The sequence below is a fragment of the Luteococcus sp. Sow4_B9 genome (assembly GCF_052116585.1).
Classification (GTDB): Bacteria; Actinomycetota; Actinomycetes; order Propionibacteriales; family Propionibacteriaceae; genus Luteococcus.
Genome location: NZ_JBQKKT010000001.1, coordinates 241,714 through 263,926, shown reverse-complemented (window position 1 = coordinate 263,926; position 22,213 = coordinate 241,714). Strand labels below are relative to the sequence as shown.

The 22,213-nt window shown below is 67.7% G+C and carries 17 protein-coding genes and 4 pseudogenes; 5 read left to right on the top strand and 16 right to left on the bottom strand.

The window, feature by feature from the left end:
- Position 1: 1 nt before the first annotated feature.
- On the bottom strand, positions 2-1,027 hold the full coding sequence (locus tag ACTQ49_RS01200) for a GNAT family N-acetyltransferase (RefSeq protein WP_441826004.1): 1,026 nt from the start codon (positions 1,025-1,027) through the stop codon (positions 2-4).
- A 42-nt stretch (positions 1,028-1,069) separates the two neighbouring features.
- Positions 1,070-1,762: pseudogene (locus ACTQ49_RS01195) on the bottom strand (HAD family hydrolase); the annotation flags it as partial.
- Between the two features lie 465 nt (positions 1,763-2,227).
- Here ACTQ49_RS01195 and ACTQ49_RS01190 point away from each other — a divergent pair.
- Positions 2,228-2,419: pseudogene (locus tag ACTQ49_RS01190) on the top strand (hypothetical protein); the annotation flags it as partial.
- 15 nt (positions 2,420-2,434) lie between these two features.
- Here the strand turns inward: ACTQ49_RS01190 and ACTQ49_RS01185 are convergent.
- The 6 genes and pseudogenes from ACTQ49_RS01185 to hisD all read right to left on the bottom strand — a co-directional run.
- Positions 2,435-3,334 (bottom strand): annotated as a pseudogene (locus ACTQ49_RS01185) (SDR family oxidoreductase); the annotation flags it as partial.
- A 107-nt stretch (positions 3,335-3,441) separates the two neighbouring features.
- A complete protein-coding gene (gene priA, locus ACTQ49_RS01180) occupies positions 3,442-4,179 on the bottom strand; it encodes a bifunctional 1-(5-phosphoribosyl)-5-((5-phosphoribosylamino)methylideneamino)imidazole-4-carboxamide isomerase/phosphoribosylanthranilate isomerase PriA (protein WP_441826003.1) in 738 nt (245 codons plus the stop codon).
- 9 nt (positions 4,180-4,188) lie between these two features.
- Positions 4,189-4,818, bottom strand: coding sequence for an imidazole glycerol phosphate synthase subunit HisH (gene hisH / locus ACTQ49_RS01175; RefSeq protein ID WP_441826002.1), 630 nt, complete (start codon positions 4,816-4,818; stop codon positions 4,189-4,191).
- Entirely contained in the window at positions 4,815-5,423 is a 609-nt protein-coding gene (hisB, locus tag ACTQ49_RS01170) for an imidazoleglycerol-phosphate dehydratase HisB (protein WP_441826001.1), read from the bottom strand. The genes hisH and hisB overlap by 4 nt, the downstream gene beginning before the upstream one ends.
- A complete protein-coding gene (locus ACTQ49_RS01165; RefSeq protein WP_441826000.1) occupies positions 5,423-6,646 on the bottom strand; it encodes a histidinol-phosphate transaminase in 1,224 nt (407 codons plus the stop codon). The genes hisB and ACTQ49_RS01165 overlap by 1 nt, the downstream gene beginning before the upstream one ends.
- Positions 6,647-6,650: 4 nt before the next feature.
- A complete protein-coding gene (hisD, locus tag ACTQ49_RS01160; protein ID WP_441825999.1) occupies positions 6,651-7,991 on the bottom strand; it encodes a histidinol dehydrogenase in 1,341 nt (446 codons plus the stop codon).
- Positions 7,992-8,099: 108 nt separating this feature from the next.
- Between hisD and ACTQ49_RS01155 the strand changes: the two genes are divergently transcribed.
- From ACTQ49_RS01155 to ACTQ49_RS01145, 3 genes are all read left to right on the top strand, one after another.
- Positions 8,100-8,843, top strand: a complete 744-nt coding sequence (locus tag ACTQ49_RS01155) for a DUF554 domain-containing protein (RefSeq protein ID WP_441825998.1) — start codon at positions 8,100-8,102, stop codon at positions 8,841-8,843.
- Between the two features lie 66 nt (positions 8,844-8,909).
- Entirely contained in the window at positions 8,910-9,392 is a 483-nt protein-coding gene (gene ybaK / locus ACTQ49_RS01150; RefSeq protein ID WP_441825997.1) for a Cys-tRNA(Pro) deacylase, read from the top strand.
- Positions 9,393-9,436: 44 nt separating this feature from the next.
- Positions 9,437-9,757 carry a hypothetical protein gene (locus ACTQ49_RS01145; RefSeq protein WP_441825996.1) on the top strand — a complete coding sequence of 107 codons (321 nt, stop codon included), beginning with the start codon at positions 9,437-9,439 and terminating at the stop codon, positions 9,755-9,757.
- 67 nt (positions 9,758-9,824) lie between these two features.
- Here the strand turns inward: ACTQ49_RS01145 and ACTQ49_RS01140 are convergent, their stop codons facing one another.
- On the bottom strand, positions 9,825-10,856 hold the full coding sequence (locus ACTQ49_RS01140; protein WP_441825995.1) for a pirin family protein: 1,032 nt from the start codon (positions 10,854-10,856) through the stop codon (positions 9,825-9,827).
- Between the two features lie 176 nt (positions 10,857-11,032).
- On the opposite strand from ACTQ49_RS01140, the gene bluB reads away from it, so the two are divergent.
- Complete coding sequence (gene bluB, locus ACTQ49_RS01135) at positions 11,033-12,787, top strand: 5,6-dimethylbenzimidazole synthase (RefSeq protein ID WP_441825994.1); 1,755 nt, start codon at positions 11,033-11,035, stop codon at positions 12,785-12,787.
- Between the two features lie 62 nt (positions 12,788-12,849).
- On the opposite strand, the gene ACTQ49_RS01130 is transcribed toward bluB, so the two are convergent.
- The 7 genes and pseudogenes from ACTQ49_RS01130 to trpA all read right to left on the bottom strand — a co-directional run bounded on the left by ACTQ49_RS01130 (position 12,850) and on the right by trpA (position 22,205).
- Entirely contained in the window at positions 12,850-13,653 is an 804-nt protein-coding gene (locus tag ACTQ49_RS01130; protein WP_441825993.1) for a hypothetical protein, read from the bottom strand.
- A 52-nt stretch (positions 13,654-13,705) separates the two neighbouring features.
- Positions 13,706-17,260 carry a DNA polymerase III subunit alpha gene (dnaE, locus tag ACTQ49_RS01125; RefSeq protein ID WP_441825992.1) on the bottom strand — a complete coding sequence of 1,185 codons (3,555 nt, stop codon included), beginning with the start codon at positions 17,258-17,260 and terminating at the stop codon, positions 13,706-13,708.
- Between the two features lie 164 nt (positions 17,261-17,424).
- Positions 17,425-17,988, bottom strand: a complete 564-nt coding sequence (locus ACTQ49_RS01120) for a hypothetical protein (protein ID WP_441825991.1) — start codon at positions 17,986-17,988, stop codon at positions 17,425-17,427.
- A gap of 188 nt (positions 17,989-18,176) precedes the next feature.
- On the bottom strand, positions 18,177-19,682 hold the full coding sequence (locus tag ACTQ49_RS01115; protein WP_441825990.1) for a glutamate synthase subunit beta: 1,506 nt from the start codon (positions 19,680-19,682) through the stop codon (positions 18,177-18,179).
- Positions 19,683-19,796: 114 nt separating this feature from the next.
- Positions 19,797-20,300 (bottom strand): annotated as a pseudogene (locus ACTQ49_RS01110) (glutamate synthase subunit alpha); the annotation flags it as partial.
- A gap of 256 nt (positions 20,301-20,556) precedes the next feature.
- On the bottom strand, positions 20,557-21,363 hold the full coding sequence (gene lgt, locus ACTQ49_RS01105; protein WP_441826047.1) for a prolipoprotein diacylglyceryl transferase: 807 nt from the start codon (positions 21,361-21,363) through the stop codon (positions 20,557-20,559).
- 23 nt (positions 21,364-21,386) lie between these two features.
- Positions 21,387-22,205 (bottom strand): tryptophan synthase subunit alpha, encoded by an 819-nt coding sequence (trpA, locus tag ACTQ49_RS01100; protein WP_441826046.1) that lies wholly within the window; start codon positions 22,203-22,205, stop codon positions 21,387-21,389.
- Positions 22,206-22,213: the final 8 nt, after the last annotated feature.

The following is a 22,213-nucleotide window of genomic DNA, read 5'->3' as shown; positions in this document are numbered from 1 at the left end:
GCTACTCGCTGTCGTCGTCAACCCGTAATTCACGGCCATAGAGGACGACGGTCTCCTCCGATTCGTAGCCGATCGACGTGAACAGTTCCAGCGCTCCATCCGGGTCGTCAGTGTCCACACCCAGACCTGCCCCCTGCAGTCCGGCGTCCTGGAAGGACTTCATGGAGGCGATCAGCAGGGCGTGCCCCAGCCGATGTCCGCGCCAGTCCGGCCGCACGCCCAGCCGATCCGTCCACCCCTCACGCCAGCCCATCGCCTCCCAGTCCTGCACATTCGCGCAGTTCATCGCATATCCGACGACCTTCCCCTGGTGCGTGGCGACCCAGCTCCATTCCGGGCGAGCAGCCCGCCTTCGCATCTGGTGCTCCCATGCCTGTCGGGAGACCTTGTGCACGCCGGGGCTCTGGGCAAAGGCCTCGTTGTGTGCCTGACGGACCTGTTCGCTCAGTTCCGGATGGTAGGGCTGCAGCTGCACCTCACCGGTATCCGGCATAGTGGGCAGCACCCAGGGGGATCCGTCGGCGGTCTCGAACCCCAGGTGCATGTCGTAGTACCAGCGCTGCGCAACGAAGCCCACGTCCTGGATGGTCTTCGCCTGTGCGACGGCCTTTTCCTGGACATAACGGACCAGGTGCACGCGGTGCACCTCGGGACGTCGGGTGCGCAGGTCCAGCAACCACTCCCGGGCCCGGGCCACCTGCCACTCCAACAGGCGATGGCCCAGCCCCTGATGGCGCCATGCCGGGTGGATCGCACCATCAAGCCAGAGCTGGGCGTGGTCCCCACGGACGCCGCGCGGCAGATTCCAGCCGTAGGCGACGATGGTCCCGCCACGGTCACGGCCCACGACCGCATCAGCCTGGGGATCGCCATCCGGATCCTCGTAACACTCCCAGAGCTCATCCAGCCCCATCCGGGTCACGGGGTCGTCAAAGTACTCGACGGCCGTCCGCAGCTCGGCGAGCTCTTCCAGATCATCGGCAACCAGGGCGGTCCACTCCAGGGTGCCCTCCACGAAGGGGTCCACGAGGCTCCTTACATCGGGGGACACCCATCCTACGCCCCTCTACTACCCCTTGTCGTGACCGCCTCGACCGGGCAGCCGCAGACGCCGCCCAGAACGCTCGGCATGCCAGTCGACCACACTCCATCCCCCCTTGCGGGCTGCGCGCAGCAGACCGACATCGGGTTGGACGGCCACCGGGTTCCCGACGGCATTGAGCATCGGCAGGTCCACGTGACTGTCCGCATACGCGAAGGAACGCGACAGGTCATACCCGTGCAGCGTCGCGAAGTGCTTCAACCAGGCCGATCGTGATTCCCCCACCATCGGCGGCGACGTCAGGAAGCCCGTGCACACTCCGCTGGCGTCGGTGGCGAGCTCGGCTGCCACCACGACGTCGAAGAGATCGTCGAGCGGCCTCGTCAGCGGACGAATGACTCCGGTGAGCAGGACCGTGGTGTATCCGGCCTCACGGTGCTCACGAATCCGCTGCAGTGCCTGGTCGGACATGCGCTCCTGCATGAAGCCGGTCATCCGCTCGTCGACGAAGGACTCCAGCCCAGCGATCTCCATCCCCTCGTAACGACGGTAGATCGATCGCAGGAAGGTGGCGCGGTCCCGTCGGTCCGCCCCCAGATAGCCGGGCAGGGAGGCCGTGACCTGGGCCACCTCGCGAACCTTCGCCAGCGGCGAGAGGCCGGGCAGCCTGGCCCACAGATAGGTCTCGATCACATTCGTGTCCAGGACGGTCCCGTCCAGGTCGAAGACCGCCAGCACCTGACCCGGCGGGGTGGGCTTGAGCTCCTTGTAGGTGCTGGACCGGGCGCCACGCCGCTTGCGCAGCGCCTCGAGACGCCGCACCGGGTCCGTGATGGAGGGCGCGTGGATCTCCTGCATGTAGGTCTTCCAGTCCACCGCCGAGGTGTCGAAGGCGAAGGCCGCCGCATCATCCGGGTGCAGCGAGTTGTGCAGCGCCATGGTGCAGTCGTCCACGAAGTGCAGCTGTGACTGCAGGTACTCCCCGTACAGACTCAAGTAGCGGCGCAGGAAATCCAGATTTCGACCCTGGCGGTCCAGGGCAATCGCCGCACGTCGGGTCCGCTCCCCTCGGGGCACCCAGCGCACTGCCTGGTCGCCCACGCGATGAGCCCGTTCCGCCACGTCCAGGAAGCGCAGGACCGGCTGCTCGCCGGGGAAGCGCCACGTGGCCAGCGGTGCCACCGTGCCGTCGGAGCGGGTGTAGGGATGCTGGGAGAAGTACTCCCGGATGTACTCGTAGATCTCGCGGAAGGTCATCGGGTTCCGCGCGCCCGTCGAGCAGTGGTAGAATTCAGGCTCACCAATCGCGGGCTCGGTGGCGCACACCGCGACGATCGCGTTGACGACGTGGTCACACGGGACGATGTCCAGGGCCGCATCGGGAGAGGCGGGGAACTCCTTGAGCTGCCCCTTGCCGTAGGCGAGGATGATCGGATCGGCCATCTTGAAGCCCTCGATCCACCCGGGGTACGGATGGACCAGGCTGGACTCGACGATGGCGGGCCGCACGATGGAGACCTGGATGTCCTTGCCCAGGTCTGCGACGACTCGCTCCCCCATCGCCTTGGCGAAGGTGTACACGTCCGTCCAGCCCAGCGAGCGGGCCCGCTCCGTGCCCGCCTCCACGAGCGTGGCCTTCACCCATTCCTTGCGGCGACGCTCCGTGTCCTCGGCCGTGGTGAGGAAGCCCGCCTGACGGTGGTCACGTTCCGCCTGCTTGCGCAGGATGGCCAGCTGTTCAGCCGTGCGGCTCTGCTCCTCCACCCGCTGCCCCATGGCCAGCGCGGCCTCGGTCTCCACGCGATAGTCGACGTCGTGCTCGTGGGCCGCCTCGGGGATGGCGCCCCGGCGACGCCCCGCCGTGTACGCCGTCGAGATGTGGACATAGTGCGGGATGCGCTCGAGCGTGCCGTCCGGCCCCGTGCAAGCGGCCAGCATGGCCTCCATCAGCGCCTGGGTGCCCAGCACATTGGTCTTGAAGGCAGCATCGATCGGCGGGTCGAAACTCACGTCGCCGGCACAGTGCACCACCACGTCCAGGTCACGGGGGAGCTCCGGCACATTGGGAAGATCGCCACTGAGCACGTCGACCCGCGCGTCGCACAGCTGCTCGGCACCGCCAGCCTCCTGCGCCAGGGCCTTGAAGATCGGCTTCTTCAACAGACTGACGACCCGGTCCCGAGCCGACAACGACCCCTTGGGACGCACCAGCACAACCGCCCTGGTCTCGGGCAGCTCCGTGAGGATCTTCCACAACAGCTGCTCGCCGATGAATCCGGTCACGCCGGTCATCACGATCTTCTGACCGGCCAGCAGGTCCTTCAGCCGCCCGTCGAGCAGGGGCGGGACATGGGTGGGGACGGCCTGACCAAAACTCGCACTCGGTGCGGTGGAATGGCTCATGCCTCGGCCTCGCCGCGTGCGACGAGCAGCGCCTCCGGCAGCGTGAAGTTGCCGACGTAGAGTGCCGTGCCCACGATGGCTCCTTCAACGCCGATCGGGACGAGCCCGCGCAGCTGACGCAGATCCTCCAGGGTCGAGATCCCACCACTGGCGATCACCTGGGCCTCGGTGCGGGCGCAGACCTGGCCCAGCAGCTCGAAATTGGGTCCGGTGAGCATGCCGTCGCTGGCCACATCGGTGACCACATAGCGCTCGCAGCCGGCGGCATTGAGACGCTCGACGGTCTCGAACAGGTCGCCACCCTCACTGGTCCACCCGCGGGCCGCCAGACGGTGGCCCTTCACGTCCAGGCCAATGGCCACCTTGTCACCGTGCTCGGCGATGATCTTCTCGCACCACTCGGGATTCTCCAGGGCCGCGGTGCCCACGTTCACCCGACGCGCACCGGCCTTCAGCGCACGCTCCAGGCTCGCGTCGTCACGGATGCCGCCGGACATCTCCACATTGATGTCCAGTTCACCCACGATGCGGGCGAGCACCTCGTAATTGGTGCCACGGCCGAAGGCAGCGTCCAGGTCCACCAGGTGGATCCACTCCGCCCCCTGGCTCTGCCAGCGACGGGCAGCCTCGAGCGGGTCACCAAAGGTCTTCTCGGACCCGGCGACCCCCTGCACGAGCTGGACGGCCTGACCGTCCTGGACATCAACGGCGGGGAGGAGAACAAGTGAAGTCACGGTGAAACCCTAGCCCATGGGTTGGTTGATCCAGCTGGACAACAGACGCGCGCCCACCCGACCGGACTTCTCGGGATGGAACTGTGTGGAGCTCACACAACCCTGCTCCACCGCCGCCACGAACCGGTCCCCGTCGTGCTCCGACCAGGCGACGCGGCCGATGGCGTGCACGTCGCTGCTCGCGCGACGCACGGCATAGGAGTGCACGAAGTAGAAGCGCTCGTCGGCGATCTGGTGGAACAGTGTGCTGTCCGCGGGCGCCTGCACCGTGTTCCAGCCCATGTGAGGCAGTCGACGGGCCTCCATCCGCTCCACCGTGCCCGGCAGGATGCCGAGCCCGGGCACCTCCAGGCCATGCTCGAGGCCCTGCTCGAAGAGCACCTGGTGGCCCACGCAGATGCCCAGCAGAGGACGCCCCTCGTCCACCCAGGCATGCACCAACTCGTCGCCGCCCACGCATCGCAGACCTTCCATGCACGCGGCAAAGGCACCAACACCGGGCAGCAACAGCCTCTGGCAGGACCGCAGCTCGGCGTGGTCGGCCGACAGCACGACGCTGGCGCCAGCCGCTTCGAGAGCGCGGCAGGCCGAGTGCAGATTGCCAGAGCCGTAGTCCAGGACCGCGACGCGAGTGGTCACAGGGCGCCCTTCGTGCTCGGGATGCCCTTCACGGTGGGATCGAGGCGGATGGCCGTGCGCAGGGCGCGGGCCAGGGCCTTGAACTCCGCCTCGACGATGTGGTGCGGGTCCCGCCCGGCCAGTAGACGCAGGTGGATGCACAGGCCGGCATTGAGCGCGAGGGACTCGAAGACGTGGTAGGTCATGGAGCCCGCGTAGGGAGCGCCGGTCCCGCCGATCAGTGCGTAGACCTGCCCCTCGGGTTCCCCGGTGCACACGCAGTAGGGACGTCCGGCGACGTCGACCACGCACTGGGCCAGGGCCTCGTCCAGGGGGACCATGGCATCGCCATAGCGGGTGATGCCGGACTTGTCACCCAACGCCTGCCTCAGCGCTTGGCCCAGCGCGATGGCCGTGTCCTCGACGCTGTGGTGGCCGTCGATGTGCACGTCGCCCTCACAGCTGATTTCCATGTCGATGCCGGAGTGCTTGCTCAGCGCGGTGAGCATGTGGTCGTAGAAGCCCACGCCCGTGCTGATGGTGCTGCTGCCGGTTCCGTCCAGATCGATGCTGACCCGGATGGTGGACTCGCTGGTGGTGCGCTCCACGGTGGCGGTGCGGCTCATCAGTGCTCCTCGTCGTCGGTGTTCGTGCTCAGGCGACCCGCGCCCGGCATCGTCAGGCGCTCCGCGCCCCTCATCGTCAGGCGCTCCGCGCCCCTCATCGTCAGGCGCTCCGCGCCGGGCAACACCTCGAGGAGTGCGGCCCGGAAGGCCGCCATCTCCTCGGGAGTACCGGCGGAGACCCGCAGGTAGCCCTCGGGTCCGGTCTCACGGATCAGAACCCCCCGGTCCAGCAGCTCCTGCCAGACGCGGTGTCGATCCGCGAACCGGCCAAACAGGCAGAAGTTCGCCTGGCTGGGAACCACATCCAGACCCTGGTTGCGCAGCCACTCCTGCAGGAGCTGGCACTGCTCGCGCAACAGGTCGACGCGCTGCAGCATCTCGTCGGCATTGCGCAGCGCCACCAGGGCGATCGCCTGCGATGCGGCCGAGAGGTGGTACGGCAGACGCACGATCCGGCAGGCGTCGACGATCGCGGGGGTGGCGGCCAGGTAACCCAGCCGGCCACCCGCATAGGCGAAGGCCTTGCTCATCGTGCGACTCACCACCAGGTGCTGGTGGCGGGGCAACAGAGCCAGCGCCGAGTCCTCCGGAAGCTCCGTGAACTCCTGGTAGGCCTCGTCGACAACCACGATGCAGTGCGGGCGAACCTCTTGGAGCCCGGTGCAGATCTCGTCGATGACGCTCACCGGGATGGTGGTGCCCGTCGGATTGTTCGGAGTGGTCAGCAACACCAGATCAGCCTGGTGCTCGCGCACCGCGGACAGGACCAGCTCGGCGTCCACCTGGTGGTCGGGGAGGCGGGGCACCGCGACATAGCTGCTCAAGGTGTTGCGGGCATACTCCGAATACATGGAATAGGTGGGGCTGAAACCCAGGACGGTCCGGCCAGGGCCGCCGAAGGCCTGCAGCAGGTGCGTCATCACCTCATTCGACCCATTGGCCGCCCACACATTGTCGGCGCGCAGACCGAAACCCAGGTAGTCAGCCAGTGCCGTCCGCAGCTCCAGGGCCTCACGATCCGGATAGCGATTCACGTTCGCGGCCACCTCGGCCACCGCGCGCGCCATCTCCTCGCGCACCCGATCGCTGGGCGGATAGGGGTTCTCATTGACGTTCAACGCGTACGGAACATCCAACTGCGGCGCTCCATAGGGCTCCTCGCCCCTCAACTCGTCGCGCAGGGGAAGTTCGTCAAGGGTGATCGGCCGGACCTGCTCACTCATGCCGTCACTCCCCCTGACCGGCCGGGCGGCGCACGGTGATCGCATTCGCGTGCCCCGGCAGGTTCTCGGCCAGCGCGAAGGTCTCGACGCTGTCCGCCAGTTCCATCAGGGCTGCCTCGGAATAGTTGATGACGTGCACGGCCTTCATGAAACTGCGCACGCTCAGCCCGGAGCTGTGGCAGGCGCAGCCCGCCGTGGGCAGGACGTGGGTGGAACCGGCGGAGTAGTCGCCCAGCGAGACCGGGGAGAATCCTCCGACGAAGATCGCTCCGGCATTGCGCACTCGGGCAGCCCACTGGGCAGCGTCGCGGGTCTGCACCTCGAGATGCTCGGCCGCGTAGGCGTCGCAGACCAGCAGCCCCTGTTCCAGGTCCCGCACCATGACGATGCCGGACTGCTCACCGGTCAGCGCGGTGTGCACTCGCTCGGCGTGCTTCGTGGCGGCAGCCTGGCGTGCGGTGGCCTGCTGGACCTGCTCCGCCAACTCGGCGGAATCGGTCACCAGCACAGAGCCGGCCATCGGGTCGTGCTCGGCCTGGCTGATCAGGTCTGCTGCGACGTGTTCCGGATTGGCCATCTCGTCGGCCAGGATCATGATCTCCGTGGGTCCCGCCTCGGAGTCGATGCCGACCAGACCGCGCAGCAGGCGCTTGGCGGCCACGACGTAGATGTTGCCCGGGCCGGTGACCATGTCCACCCGCTCGCACAGCCCGGGGACCCCGTGGGCGAACATCGCGATGGCCTGAGCGCCACCGACGGCGTAGACCTCGTCGATGCCCAGGATGTGGCACAGGGCCAGGATGTTGGGGTGCGGCAGGCCACCGAACTCCTTCTGGGGCGGGCTGGTCACGGCGATCGACTGCACACCTGCCACCTGCGCCGGAACCACATTCATGATCACGGAACTGGCCAGCGGTGCGAGCCCTCCGGGCACGTAGAGTCCGACGCGATTGACCGGGATGATGCGCTGCGTGACGTGAGCCCCCTCGGCGACGGTGACCGTCGGCGACGAGGTCTCCTTCTCCGCCAGCTCGCAGACCTGTCGGCGACGGGTGATGGACTCGGTGAAGGCGGCCCGGAGATCGTCATCGAGCTCCTCGGCACACTGGGCCAGAATCTCGACCGGGACACGCAGTTGTTCGGGCCTGACCCCGTCGAACTGCTCGGCGAATCGCAGCAGCGCCTCGGCGCCCTCCTCGGCCACGGCCTGGCAGATCGGGCGAACCTTCTCCACGGCATGCTCCACGTCGAAGGCAGCTCGTGGGACAGCAGCGCGGTAGTCAAAGGCCTCGCCGCCACGTCCTGCATCGGTCAGGTCAAGGGTTCGCAAAAGGTTCTCAGGCACATGCCGAGTCTAGTGAGGGCCGCAGACAGTTTCTGCCATGCCCGATCGGTGACCCTCCCACGGACCGGGCGCACGGGCGCCCGTCGGGGATTGTGGTGGGATGTCCCGGTGAACTTCATTGGTCTGGGAACAGTGGCAAATGTGGCCACCATCGTGCTGGGGTCGCTGCTGGGACTGGCGGTGGGAAGCCGACTGCCCAGCCGGACGGCCAGCGCCGTCACCGAGAGCCTCGGCCTGGTCACCCTGGTGATCGCCGCCCTGTCCCTGCGTCCACTCCTGCAGCCAACCCTCAACGACGCCGTGGGCGGTGCCGCCCTCATCATCATCATGCTCGCGGTCATCTCGGGCACCATGACGGGTTCCCTCTTGCGCCTCGAGGACCGGATGGAGGACCTGGGCCGCTGGGTGCGTCGCAAGCTGGCCCGCGGCTCCGGCGACCAGTCGTCGACCTTCGTGGAGGGCTTCGTCACCTCCAGCCTCGTCTTCTGCGTCGGGCCGATGGCCGTCCTGGGCTCCCTGCAGGACGGCCTGGGCATGGGAGCCGACCAGCTGCTCGCCAAGAGCCTGCTCGACGGCTTCGCAGCGATCGCCTTCGCCAGTTCGCTGGGTATTGGCGTGCTGGCCTCGGCCATCCCGGTCGGGCTCTACCAGGGAGCGCTCACCCTGCTCGGCTTCCTGCTGGGCGACGTGATGCCGCCCGTCCAGGTGGATGCTCTGACCGTGGCGGGTGGCATCGTCCTGATGGCCCTGTCCTTCCGGCTGATCGGTCTCAAGCACCTGCGGGTGGCGGACATGCTGCCGGCCCTGCTCTTCGCCCCCGTCTTCGTGTGGTGCTTCCAGCTCCTGACCTGAGCCGAGTTGGCCCACCAACCAGGACAACCCAGCAACCAGGACAACCCAGCAGCCAGAAGGGACCCCATGACGAACGCAACGCCGGCCACCAGGACACTCGACCGGGCGCGCATCCCGTACACGCTGCTCCCCTACTCGCATGACCCGGGGGAAAGGCACTTCGGGGAGGAGGCGGTGGCGGCGCTGGGCCAGGATCCGCGCCAGGTCTTCAAGACCCTGGTGGTGGCCTGCGCGGGCGGCCAGCACCCGCTCGTCATCGCCGTGGTGCCCGTCGCCTGCCAGCTGGACCTCAAGGCCCTGGCCCATCAGGTGGGCGCCAAGAAGGCGGCCTTGGCGGACCATGCCGTGGCCGAGCGCAGCACGGGCTATGTGGTGGGCGGGATCTCCCCACTGGGCCAGAAGAAGTCCTTGCCGACCGTGATCGACGCGTCTGCCCAGGACTTCTCCACCGTCATGGTCTCCGCCGGACGACGTGGGCTCCAGGTGCAGCTCTCGCCCGACGACCTGGCCTCGGCCACCCGGGCCCGGTTCGCCGCCATTGCCCGTTGATCGGATCGCGAGCGCGATGTCGACACCTCCGGTAGCGTCACCACATGGATGACGAGTCCCCATGCGAACAATGGGCATCGACGGATCAGCGATCCATCCCCCTGCTGCCGGCGTCGCTGGCGGCACTTGCCGTGTGCTGGCTACCGCTGCACGCACTGGTCCTGAACCTGACAAGAAGCGATGCCGCGATCGGATTCGGCATTCTGGCACCATCCCTGCTGGGGCTGCTGGCCGCAGCACTCGTCCTGGGTGACCGCAGGCGCCCCTCGTCGAACCGGCTGGGATGGGCAACCACCTGCCTGCTGATCGGTCTGGCATCCGCCCCGCTCTGGATCGGGTTGGCCACTGCTGTTCTGGGCCCCTGAAACGCCCATCGCGTGCAGCCCCCGCGCCTCCACGGGGGCTGCACCTGCACCGCCGGCCGGCCGCAGCTCACTGGCTGGGCGGGTTCACCACCATTCCGTCGGGGTGCCGTGCCATGCGGCCCGTCTCGCGGGGCAGCACTGGATCGTCTGACTGCTCCCGCCACCGGCCGAAGGCGCCCGAGCGGTAGTCCGCGAAGGCCTGCTGCAATTCCTGCTGACTGTTCGCGACGAAGGGTCCGTACTGCACGACGGGGGCTCCGATCGGGCGTCCCTGTAGCACGACGATGTTGGCTCCCTGCTCGCCGGCCGTGAGGCGAGCGCGCACTGACGGATCGGCGACGATCCCGGTTCCCGCGTATCGCTCGTCGTCGATGATCACCGTTCCGTCATAGGGGTAGAGCGTCCGCGTGGTTCCCGGCACGGTGGCCGCTGGAAGCTCCACGGTGGCGCCCGGTTCCATCTGCACCAGCCAGATCGCGACACCATTCTCCGGGCGCGCTGCCCAGGAGTGCGGCGGAGGATCCAGCGGCACCACCTCGTCGAAGGCGCCGGCCACCACGCGCACATCGGTGCGACGGCCCGTGTCGTCGACGCGGTGGGCGAAGGGGGTCTCCTCCGCCCAAAACATGGAGAAGTGCGGCTCGGCGGTCTTGTCCTCGGGGCCCAGGTTGAGCCAGATCTGGAAGAGTTCCAGCGGATTGTCCGCGTCATCGCGCAGCAGCGGGAACATCTCGGAGTGCGCCACTCCCCTGCCCGTGGTCAGCCACTGGGTGTCACCCTGACCATAGCGGGCCTGGGCCCCCAGGGAGTCCGTGTGGTCCACGAAGCCTCGGGTCACCACGGTGACGGTCTCGAATCCGCGGTGTGGGTGCTGGGGAAAGCCCGGCACCGTGCGGCCGTGGTACATGTTCCAGCCGTCCTTGCCGGCAAAGTCCTGCCCCAGGTCGCGGCCATCCAAGGGGGCGTCCGGCGTCATGGTGTCTGCCTTCGCCGGTGGATAGGTGTCGCGGTGGTACACGGCGAACAGGAAGGGATCGCTGCCCGGCCACGGGCTGGCCAGATCGAAGGTGTCGATGACGATTCGAGTTGCGGAGGGCATGTGTCTACCTTTCACGTCGGACCTGCTCGTGCAGAGCCCAGCGGCTCACGCTCGGGAGCCTGTGATTGAAATTGCAATCATCCGTGGAGCGCTCCGATCCCCGGAACTATTCCCCTCCCCAACCCATGCCGCCCGCCGGGGCATGTCAACCAACAGCGGCACCCTAGGGTGGAGCCATGCCAGAAGTACCGCACTGGACCCGCCCCGTCCCCACCGTCGGAGACACGTCAGCCGCCCACGAACGTGCGGACGACCCTCGGGCCTGGGCCTTCGACGAGGCCACGATCGACGCGGTGGACCGGGTCCTCAGGTCCCGACGAGACATCCGCCGCTTCCGGCCGGATCCGGTGCCCGATGACCTGGTGCGCGCCGTCGTGGAGGCCGGTCATGCCGGCCCGTCGGTGGGCCACTCCCAGCCATGGCGCTTCATCGTCGTCCAGGACGCCGACCTGCGGGACCGCGCGGCCGCCATGGCCGACCGCTCTCGACTGTGGCAGGCGGCCAGGCTTGCCCCGGAGCGTGGGCAGCAGCTGCTGGACCTCAAACTGGAGGGCCTTCGTGAGGCACCGCTGGGAATCGTCGTGGCCTGTGACCGCCGCACCCCCGCGATCGGGGTACTGGGGCGGGCCACCTTCCACGACGCCGACATGTGGAGCTGCGCCGCCGCCATCGAGAACATGTGGCTCACCGCCCGAGCCCATGGTCTGGGCATGGGTTGGGTCACGCTCTTCGAGCCCGACGAGCTCGCCGAGTTGTTGGGCCTGCCGGACGGCGTCGAGACCCTCGGTTGGCTCTGCCTGGGTTGGCCGGACGAGCGGCCCCCATCTCCCGGCCTGGAGCGCTTGGCCTGGTCCCGCAAACTCCCAGTCGACGACGTGGTGCTGCGGGACCGGTGGCCCGGCGACGACCTCCCGGCACCGCCCAACCACCTGCGCGCCCCCGACCAGGCACGAGTGGTGCACGCCACCGACCATGCCGATGACCTGCTCACGACCCCCGGCTCGCTGGGCATCCTGGACCGCACCATGAATCGGGTGGAGGCCGTGCGCCCGCAGGGCATCTCAGGCGGCGTGCTGGTGCTCGCCGGATCGGACCATCCCGTCACGGAGCAGGACATCAGCGCCTTCGAGACCCACGTCACGCATGACGTGATGAGTGCCAATGCCCGCGGACAGGGCATGGGATCGGTGGCGGCTCGCGAGGCAGGGCTTGCCTGCATGGTGGTCGATGCCGGAGTCGTGCGCCCGGTTCCGGACGTTCGCAATGCCCACGGCATGCACCTGGCGGGCCAGCACGTCCGGGGCAACCTGGTCTCGGCGGACGCGATGTCTGCGCAGGAGACCCGTCACCTGGTGGAGCAGGGGCGATGTCTGGGACGTGAGGCCGCCGCGCACGGTGGCCTGGTGGCCCTGGGTGAGGTTGGCATCGGCAACACCACCGTCGCCTCGGCGGTGGCCAGCGCCCTGCTGGGCCTCACCGCCGAGCAGGCAGTGGGCCTGGGCACCGCCGCGGACGCCGCGATGGTCGCCCGCAAGCAGTCCGTGGTGACCAAAGCCGTCTCACGCTGGCGCGAACGAAAGGACCACGAGGATCCCATGCTCCTTCTGCAGACCCTCGGGGGTGGCGAGTTCGCCCTGCTGACCGGGGTGGTTCTCGGGGCCGCCGAAGAGCAGGCGGTGGTGGTGCTGGACGGGCTGGCCACCAGCGTGGCGGCCCTCGTGGCGGTCCGGATGGAGCCCGCGGCTCAGGCCTATCTCGTCGCGGGCCAACGCAGCAGGGAACAGGCCCACGAGGCAGTGCTCACCGAGCTCGGCCTGGAGCCGCTGCTGGCACTGCGCCTGCGCAGTGGCGAAGGGGTGGGAGCCTGTCTGGCGTCATCGTTGCTCCTGCAGGCCCAGCAGATCCGCCGACTGGTGGCCAAGACACGTTGATCCAGTTCCGGCCTGACCCAGAGCCGGCTGACCCAGATCCGGCTGACTCAGATCCGGCTGACTCAGTCCTGGGCGGCCGGCTCGGGAACCGGTGTCACGGGCGCGTCCCCGGACGGCTGGGGGGCACGGCGCCCGGGCCGGCCACGATGGCGGTGGCGCGCCTGCTCCTCCGCCGTGAGCGAGGACAACAGCAGCAGCGGAATGACGGCGCTGAAGGGCCACACCAACACCGCCACGTGGGCGTGCAGGTCGAAATCCACCGGAACGCTCTGTCCTGCCTTGGCCTCTGCGATCCGAGTGGCGAAGTCCCGCGGACCCAGCAGCAGGCCAACCCACCAGCACAGGAAGGCGCTGGACAGTGAGGCCAGGATGGCAATCACCACGACGGGCCAACCGGTGCGGCGAAACCACTTCCACGCCCAGACACCGATGACCACGCCCAGGACCACGCCGATCAGGCAGAAGATGGCGTCGCTGGCAAAGACCTGCGTCAGGCCGCGTTCCGAGGTGGTTGCCCGCCCCTGACCGTCCACTTGGTACTCAGGAAGGTCCACGACCAGATTCCATGCCACGCCGGCCAACGCGCCCAGGAACATGGACAGCAGCACGTGGACCGTGATCCCCCGCACCAGCGGCCGATGGAACAGGCCCAGCCTCGGTTCAGGGGCATAGGCATCCCCTTCCAGGACCTCCGCGGACTCCAGCGAGGCGTGCTGACGCGCAGCCGAGCCCGCGTCCGGGAGCGCAGGGGAACCGGCCGAGGCAGCCGAGGGCAATCCGATCGGATCATCCAGCGGCAGCACCGGCAGGTCCGGTGCTCCCGCCGGGGAACCGGCTGCGCCTGGCTCACGGTGCGCCTGGGTCACGTCTCTTCCTCTTCCCGACTCATGTGGACTGGACCAGCCTAGGGCCTGTCCCTCACGAGGCGAGGCAGGACGGCCCCAGCAGGGCCTTCAGGTCGGCCATCAAGGGCTGCGACGCCGTGACGCGCAGTGTGTCGTCCAGCCGGTAGAGGGTATTGCCCTGCTGGGTCACCAGCCGCAATCTGACCTCGGTCATGCCCGGGTGGTTGCCCAGCACCTCCTTGAGCTGATCCACCACCGGGGGTGTGCAACGACCGGCCTGCAGTCGGATCACGACCGGACCGGAGGGCCCCTCCGAGATGTCCGGGACGTTCACCTCCTGGGCATGGATCTCGACCGACTCCTCCTTCTCCCGGATGCGTCCCCGAACCTGGACCACCTGGTCCTGGGCCAGGTGCATCGCAATCTGCTCGTAGACCTTCGGGAAACACATGACGTTCACCGACGCCTCCAGGTCTTCGACCGTCAGGATGGCCCAGATGGCACCGGTCTTGGTCTGCTTGCGCTGGATGGTGGTGATCATGCCGGCGATGTTCATCATCCCCTCGCGGGGTCCGTCCGGAGCGATCAGGTTGCCGATGGAGATGTCGCGCTGTGCCTCCAGGATGTGCTCCAGCCCCTGCAGCGGATGATCGGAGACGTACAGGCCCAGCATCTCGCGCTCGAAGGCGAGCTTGGTGCGCTTGTCCCAGTCCTCCAGGTCCGGCACCGTCTCGTGGTGCTGCTCCACCTCCGGTTCGTCGGCAGCCAACCCGAAGTCGCCGAACAGGTCGTCCTGACCATTGGCCTGATTTCGCTTCAGGTCCAGCACTTGGTCCACTGCAGCCTCGAAGATGCTCATCAGTGCACGTCGGGAATGGCCCAGTGCGTCGAAGGCACCGGCCTTGATCAGGGACTCGATCATCCGCTTGTTGCACACCTGCAGCGGCACCTTGTCCAGGAAGTCGTAGAAGTCGGTGAAGGCACCGTGCTCGTGTCGCGCGGCGACAATGCCCTCCACGACGTGCTCACCCACATTGCGGATGGCGCCCAGGCCGAAGCGGATGTCCTCACCGACGGCCGTGAACTCCAGCTCGGAGGTGTTCACGTCGGGCGGCAGCACCTTGATGCGCTGGGCGCGCATGTCGCCCAGGTACATCGCCATCTTGTCCTTGTCGTCGCCGACGCTGGTGAGCAGCGCGGCGCCATACTCGGCCGGGTAGTTGGCCTTCAGCCAGGCCGTCCAGTAGGAGACCAGCGCGTAGCCAGCGGCGTGCGACTTGTTGAAGGCATAGCCGGCGAAGGGCACCATGACGTCCCACAGCGTCTGGATCGCGTCGTCGGAGTAGCCATTGCCGCGCATGCCCTCCTGGAAGTGGGTGAACTCCTTCGCCAGGATCTCGGGCTTCTTCTTGCCCATCGCACGACGCAGCAGGTCGGCGCCACCCAGGGTGTAGCCCGCGAGCTCGCGGGCGATGGCCATGATCTGCTCCTGGTAGACGATCAGGTGGAAGGTGTCACCGATCAGTGGATCCAGGGCCTCCTTGAGCTCCGGGTGGATCGGGATGATCTCCTGACGCCCGTTCTTGCGCTCCGCATAGCTGATGTGGGCATTGGCGCCCATCGGCCCCGGACGGTACAGGGCCAGCACGGCGGTGATGTCGTCGAAGCCGGTGGGACCCATCTGGCGCAGCAGGGATCGCATCGGACCGCCGTCGAGCTGGAAGACGCCCAGGGTGTCGCCGCGGGCCAGCAGGTCATAGGTCTTCTGGTCGTCCAGCGCCAGGCTGGCGGTGTCCACCTCGATGCCCTTGTTCTGCTTGATGATCTGGACGGCGTGGTCCATGATTCCCAGGTTGCGCAGGCCCAGGAAGTCCATCTTCATCAGGCCCATTTCCTCGAGCTGAGGGTAGGCGAAGCCGGCGATGATCATGCCGTCCTTGTCGCGCTTGTGCATCGGCACGACGTCGATCAGCTTCTCGCTGGACAGGATGAAGGCGCAGGCGTGCACGCCCGTGCCACGAATCAGGCCCTCCAGGCCCATGCCGGTGTCGACGACGCGCTTCACGTCGGCCTGCGTGTTGTAGAGCTCCCGGAATTCGGCGCCTTCCGCATATCGGGGATGCTGTTCGTTGAACAGGTCCTTGAGCGGCACTCCCTTGCCCATCACGTCCGGCGGCATCGCCTTGGTGATCTTGTCGCCCAACCCGAAGGGATAGCCCAGGATGCGATTGGCATCCTTCACGGCGGCCTTCGCCTTGATGGTGCCAAAGGTGTTGACCTGGCTGGTGTAGGCCTCGCCGTACTTGTCGGTGACATAGTCGATGACCTTGTCCCGCTTGCGGTCGTCGAAGTCGAGGTCGATGTCGGGCGGGCTGATGCGCTCGGGGTTGAGGAATCGCTCGAAGAGCAGCCCGTGTTCCAGCGGGTCGATCTGGATGATGCCGGTCAGGTAGGCGATCATCGAGCCGGCGGCAGAACCACGTCCGGGCCCCACGGCCACGCCCATCTCACGGGCCTTGTTGCAGATGTCCGAGACGACGAGGAAGTAGGAGCTGAAGCCCAGCGGCTCGATGACCTTCAGCTCGGTCTCGATGCGTTCCAGCACGTCGGGGCGATCCGCGTCGCCGTAACGGACCTTGACGCCCTCCTCGACCTTCTTGCGCAGCCAGGATTCCTGGGTCTCGCCCTCGGGGACGTCGAACTGGGGCATCCGGTCGACGTGCTTGAAGACGTCCTCATAGCTCTCGATCCGCTCCGCGATGGCCAGGGTGTTGTCGCAGGCGCTCGGCATCTCCTTGAACAGCTCACGCATCTCCTCGGAGGTGCGGATGTAGTAGCCGGAGCCGTTGAAGCGGAAGCGGTTGGGATCGTCCTTGTTGCGACCCACACCCACGCACAGCAGGTCGTCGTGGCTGTCGGCCTGGTCCGGCGTGACATAGTGCGAGTCATTGGTGGCCAGCAGCGGAAGGTCCAGTTTCTTGGCCACTCGCATCAGGTCCTCACGCACGCTGCGCTCGATGTCGATGCCGTGGTCCATCAGCTCCAGGAAGTAGTTCTCCTTGCCGAAGATCTCCTGGTAGGCGGCCGCCGCTGCGACGGCCTCGTCGAACTGGCCCAGACGCAGCCGGGTCTGCACCTCACCCGACGGGCATCCCGTGGTGGCGATGATGCCCTCGGCGTACTGGCTGATGATCTCGCGGTCCATGCGGGGCTTCATGTAGTAGCCCTCGAAGCTGGCCAGGGAGCTCAGCCGAAAGAGATTGCGCAGTCCGGTGGCATTCTGGGCCAACATCGTCATGTGGGTGTAACGGCCGCCGCCGGAGACGTCCTTGCCGCCCTCCACCGACGCATCCGTGCCGTCGTGACGACCCTTGGCCCAGAACTCCTGCGATCGTGAGTGGCGCGTCGACGGAGCAACATAGGCCTCGATGCCGATGATCGGCTTCACGTCGTGCTTCTTGGCCGTCGACTGGAACTCGTAGGCGCCGAACATGTTGCCGTGGTCGGTCATCGCGACGGCCGGCATTCCCTGGCGCTCGACCTCGGCAAAGAGCTTGGAATTCTTCGCCGCGCCGTCGAGCATCGAGAACTCGGTGTGGGTGTGGAGGTGGACGAATGAGTCGACCATGGAACCGGGCGCCCTCTTTCTGGGGTGGTGCTGGTGACGAGCTGCGGGGTCTTGCGTGACGGCCAATCTACCGCGCGCCACCCACACTGCGGCCAACCCGGACCGGAAGCGGCTGCGACTCGTCGCGCCCCGCGCAGGGCGCGGCGGTCAGCCCGACCGGGAACTCACCGCTTGATGAACCGGCTCAGCGCTCGGCGGCTGCTCTCCAGCGCACGCGGCTTCTCCTCGACGGAGGCCTCCACCTGCACCAGGTAGGCATTGGAGGGGTCGCGGGGCACCGACGGGTCCCCGGCGAGCGCCCGAAGCGCCAAGGTGGCGTGCTCCAGGTTGCGTTGGGTCTGGTGGAGCATCCGCTGGCGTTCGTCGGCGACGGCCTCCGCCACCGCCGCGCGTCGCTCCGTCTCCAGCAACTGCATCCGGGTGCGGGTCAGCTGGTCCTCCAGTGCCCGTCGCGGCACCACGACGTGGTCCTGGGGCTTGCGCCTGCCCTCGGCCGGCCGGTCCTGGACACCGTCCTTGGCGGGCGTGGCCTGCTGGGGCCGATTCTTCTGTCCCGCCCCCTGCTCGCGCCCCTGCCCCGGGCGACCCTGGGGGGCCTGCTGGTTGGCGGCCGGGGGTCGGGGCGATTGCGCCGGACGTTGGTAGGGCGACGGGTCATTGCCACGCTGCGTGCCGGGTGGCAACAGGACGTCCTCCCAGCCAGGCTGCTTCGAACGTTCCCGCACCATGATTCCTCCCGAGGATTGAACTGTCACTGCGTCATCGGGGGCTGACGGCCAGGTGCCACTATAGACGCCGCACAAGGCCAAGACATGTCACGAAAGTCCTGGTCCTCTGGACATACGAGGGCGGTGGGTGCAGTCCGTCGACCGCACCCACCACCCCTCGGCTCATCTGGTGATGGTGAGCTGCTGCCTCACGCCATCAGTTGGCGCTCCTGAGGCCCGATGGGCCGTGGCAGGCGGCTCGCCGTCCCCCGCAGGAAGGCGTCGACGCCATGGGCCGCACCGCGACCCTCGGCGATGGCCCAGACGATCAACGACTGGCCACGGCCGCAGTCACCGGCGGCAAAGAGGCCCGGCACATTGGTCTGGTAGTCGTCGCCGCGACGGATGTTGCCACGCTCGTCCAGCTCAAGACCGAGCTCAGCCACCACCCCGTCGCCCTCCGGGTGCAGGAAGCCCATCGCCTGCAGTACCAGGTCCGCCTTCAGCTCCCGCTCGGTGCCCTCGACGGTCACCAGCTTGCCGTCCTCGAACCGCACCTCGGACAGCCGCAGCCCCGTGACATGGCCGTCCTCGCCCAGGAATTCCGAGGTGTTCACGGCGTACAGTCGCTCGCCGCCCTCCTCGTTGGCCGAGGCGATCCGGTAGATCATCGGATACGTCGGCCAGGGCTGGTGCTCCGGCCGGCTCTGCGGCGGCTGCGGCATGATCTCCAGCTGTGTCACCGACGCGGCGCCCTGGCGCAGGGCGGTGCCCAGGCAGTCATTGGAGGTGTCGCCGCCGCCGATCACCACGACGTGCTTGCCCTTGGCGTGGATCTGTCCCTCAGCAGGCTCGCGGGCCTCGACAGGCTCGGCCGTCGCGAGCCGCTGGGTCGCCTGGGTGAGGTAGTCCATGGCCTGGTGGATCCCCTCCAGGTCACTCCCCGGCACCTGCAGTGCCCGCGGCACCCTCGACCCGATGGTCAACACCACCGCGTCGAATCGCTCCAGCAGCTGTTCGCCGGTGATGCCACCCTGCTCGTCGGCACCGGGACCGGTGGGGGTGTCGGTCTTGAAGACCGTCCCCTCCAGCACCATCTGCTTGAGCCGTCGATCGATCACCCGCTTCTCCATCTTGAACTCGGGGATGCCGTAGCGGAGCAGTCCCCCGATGGCGTCGGCCCGCTCATAGACCACGACGGTGTGTCCGGCCCGGGTCAGCTGCTGGGCCGCAGCGAGCCCGGCCGGCCCGGAACCCACCACGGCGACGGTCTTCAGCGAGTGCCACTGGGGCTGCTGGGGCACGACGCGCAAGTCGTCCCATGCCTTGTCAATGATGGAAACTTCGACATTCTTGATGGTCACCGGCTCGCGACTGATGCCCACCACGCACGCCGTCTCGCACGGTGCCGGACACAGCCGCCCCGTGAACTCCGGGAAGTTGTTCGTGGCGTGCAGTCGTTCCAGGGCGGCGGGCCACTCGTCGCGCCAGACCAGGTCATTCCACTCCGGGATCAGATTTCCCAGCGGGCATCCGTTGTGACAGGAGGGGATGCCACAGTCCATGCAGCGGCTCGCCTGCTGGCTGATGATCGGCAGCAGGGCCCGGCCCGGTGTGCCCGGGTAGACCTCCTGCCAGTCACCCAGTCTTTCCTCGACGGGGCGACGTTCGGCGAGCTGTCGCTGCCTGGTGATGAATCCGCGCGGATCAGCCATGAGCTGCCTCCATCATGAGTCGGGTGCTTTCGTCTTCGGTGAGTCCTGCCAGCTGGGCATCCTCCCGGGCTCGCACGACGCGTGCATGGTCCCGGGGAACGATGGCCGTGAAGTGGCCAACCGGTCCAGATCGATGCCGCTCTCCCCCGTGCGGCTCTGGACCACCAGGTGCGCCATGTGGGGCATCGCATCGCGCGAGATGGGGCTGAGCGAGTCGGTCTGCACCGGCACGTCGCGCCAGGCCAAGACCTAGAGACCCTCCTCCAGAGCAATCTCCTCGATGGAGATCCGAGCCATGTCACGCTCGGCGTCATCGGTGGGCAGGAAGGCCATGCCGACGGCATAGGCGCCGGCCTCGGGCAGGTCGGCGTCCACTGCGGCGCGCAGGAAGGCGTCTGGGACCTGGATCATGATGCCCGCGCCATCACCGGCCGCCTCGTCGGCCCCGGTGGCCCCGCGGTGGTCGAGATTGCGCAGGGCCTGCAGTCCCTGTTCGACGATCTGGTGGGTCGGCTCGCCGCTCAGCTGGGCGACAAAGGCAACGCCACAGGCGTCATGGTCAAGGGCGGGGTCGTAGAGACCAGCGGCCCGACGGTGCGTGAAGACGTCACGTGCCATGCATGTACTCCGATCTGGACGTGTCGGTTTCCCGACGCAGAGATCGGTGCACCGAAGGCTTCGCTGCACCGATCGTGGCGAAACGCTAGGCCCAGATTGTTTCCGTCATGTTTCGCAATGATTTCGTCCACGTCTCGGATCGCTTGCCCTTCTGGCGTGGAAAAAGAAGCCACACCGCGGGCTCCGAAGAGAGCGTGGTCCACGGGCTGGGACGCAGGCGATTGCCGCCCAGCTGGTGTGGCGAGCGATGCTGCTGTCAGCGCGAACGGGTCGAGGCCCGTCCCAGGAGCACGAAGGCCACCACGGCACACAGGAAGACGATCACCGACGTGTACTCGTTGAGCCGCAATCCCGCCGCGGTGTTCACCGGATCGATCCGCAGATGCTCGATCCACAGCCGACCGGTGCAGTAGTAGGCGACATACAGGGCGAAGACCCGCCCGTGCCCCAACCGGAAGCGGCGCTCCGCCCACACCAGGATGGCAACCCCCGCCAGGTTCCAGAGCATCTCGTAGGCGAAGGTCGGGTGGAAGGTGGCGAACTGTTCGAAGCCCGACGGACGATGTGCCGCGTCGATCTCCAGTGCCCAGGGCAGGGTGGTGGGACGCCCGAAGAGTTCCTGGTTGAACCAGTTGCCCAAGCGGCCGATGGCCTGGGCCAGGAGGAGCGCCGGAGCAGCGGCATCGGCCATGGTGGCGAAGTCCAGTCCCTTGCGTCGGCACACCAGCCAGGCGGCCAGTGCTCCCGCCGCCACGGCACCCCAGATCCCCAGACCGCCATTCCAGATGTACAGGGCCTCCACCGGCCGACGGCCGGGGCCGAAGTAGAGCTGCCAGTCGGTGACCACGTGATAGAGCCGCGCCCCGATGATGCCCGCGAGGACGGCCACTCCCACGACGTCCTCGAAGGCCTCCGGATCCCCACCGCGGGCCTGGTACCGGCCGCGGGCGAAGCGCCAACCCAGCACGATGCCGGTGAGGATGCACAGCGCGTAGGCATGGATGCGCAGGGGGCCAAGATCGAATCCCGACCACGACGGGCTGGGAATCGACAGCGGCATCAAGAGCTGGGCCAGCATGGGAGTGTTCAGACCTGCCCGCGCACACCCAGCGCCAGTTCGGAGGCCAGGCGTCGCAGGGCCGCGAGGTCGCTGGTTCCGGCCTCGTCATTGGCCATCAGGCACTTGACCAGCGCAGACCCGACAATCACGGCGTCGCTGACCTGCGCCAGCTCCTTGGCCTGCGCACCATTGGAGACACCCAGCCCGACGCCCACGGGAAGTTGTGGCGAGGCCTCGCGCACCCGAGCCACCAGTTCCGGCGCGGCAGAGCTGGTGCTGGTACGGGTGCCGGTGACACCCATCACGCTGGTGGCGTAGACCCAGCCCCGGCAGGCATCCAGGGTGTTGGCGAGCCGCTCGTCGGTGGACGAGGGAGCCACCAGGAAGATCCGGTCCAGTCCGTGCTCGTCGGACGCAGTCATCCAGGCCCCGGCTTCGTCGGGGGTGAGGTCCGGCGTGATGAGTCCGGCACCACCGGCGGCGGACAGGTCACGGGCGAAGGCGTCGACGCCATAGGTCTCCACCAGGTTCCAGTAGATCATCACGGTGGCCTGCTTGCCGGTCTGCGCGACGGCTTCCACGGCCGTGAAGATGTCCTTGGTGCGCACTCCGCGCTGCAGGGCACGAGTGGTGGCGTGCTGGATGACCAGTCCGTCCATCATGGGGTCGGAGTAGGGCATGCCCACCTCCACCATGTCCACGCCGAGTCCGTCGGTGCCCTCGGTGATGGCACGCATCGCCTCGACGCTGCCGGCCAGGTCGGGGAAGCCGACGGGCAGGTAGCCCACCAGTGCCGCCCGACCCTCTTGGCGGGCGGCCGCGAAGCAGTGTCCCGATCGGCCCAGTCGGGCAG

What these genes read in the sequence shown, in the direction of transcription:
- hisB (WP_441826001.1), bottom strand. Translation starts at nt 5,423, where the DNA reads ATGAGCCGCACCGCCACCGTGGAGCGCACCACCAGCGAGTCCACCATC.
- ACTQ49_RS01165 (WP_441826000.1), bottom strand. Translation starts at nt 6,646, where the DNA reads ATGAGTGAGCAGGTCCGGCCGATCACCCTTGACGAACTTCCCCTGCGC.
- ybaK (WP_441825997.1), top strand. Translation starts at nt 8,910, where the DNA reads ATGACGAACGCAACGCCGGCCACCAGGACACTCGACCGGGCGCGCATC.
- ACTQ49_RS01145 (WP_441825996.1), top strand. Translation starts at nt 9,437, where the DNA reads ATGGATGACGAGTCCCCATGCGAACAATGGGCATCGACGGATCAGCGA.
- ACTQ49_RS01140 (WP_441825995.1), bottom strand. Translation starts at nt 10,856, where the DNA reads ATGCCCTCCGCAACTCGAATCGTCATCGACACCTTCGATCTGGCCAGC.
- bluB (WP_441825994.1), top strand. Translation starts at nt 11,033, where the DNA reads ATGCCAGAAGTACCGCACTGGACCCGCCCCGTCCCCACCGTCGGAGAC.
- dnaE (WP_441825992.1), bottom strand. Translation starts at nt 17,260, where the DNA reads ATGGTCGACTCATTCGTCCACCTCCACACCCACACCGAGTTCTCGATG.
- ACTQ49_RS01120 (WP_441825991.1), bottom strand. Translation starts at nt 17,988, where the DNA reads ATGGTGCGGGAACGTTCGAAGCAGCCTGGCTGGGAGGACGTCCTGTTG.
- ACTQ49_RS01115 (WP_441825990.1), bottom strand. Translation starts at nt 19,682, where the DNA reads ATGGCTGATCCGCGCGGATTCATCACCAGGCAGCGACAGCTCGCCGAA.